Below are 311 nucleotides of genomic sequence, written 5' to 3'. Positions count from 1 at the left end.
ATATCATCGTAGACATTGAACGAGCCGTCTCCCTTGGGCGTGGACATATCGCAGAAAATCAGCTGCGTCAGATTATCCTCTTTGGTTTCGTTCCAGATACGCAGAACATTGTCGACGCAGGCATTCAGCTTGCTGTCCGGGTCATCCGGGGTGAGCGGATTCATCAGCCGCTGGTCAAGGCCGGTTTTACGTCCGTCCGAGGTGATCTTCAGCATATTGTCCACCGAGGGGTCAACCGCACCGCTATGCACCTCAGCAGCACGTTCGCTCAGGGATTTCACCATGTCCTGCTGGATTTCCGAGGGTTTGAC

General features: G+C 54.3%; 1 protein-coding gene. It reads right to left on the bottom strand.

Annotated features, from left to right (window positions below):
- The coding region (locus P0G09_RS17570) for a hypothetical protein (protein ID WP_342760558.1) at positions 1–311 on the bottom strand (311 nt) is incomplete at both ends.

This window comes from Faecalibacterium sp. DFI.5.82, assembly GCF_029076575.1.
Lineage (GTDB): Bacteria > Bacillota > Clostridia > Oscillospirales > Ruminococcaceae > Faecalibacterium > Faecalibacterium duncaniae.
This window is presented reverse-complemented; position numbering and strand designations above follow the sequence as displayed.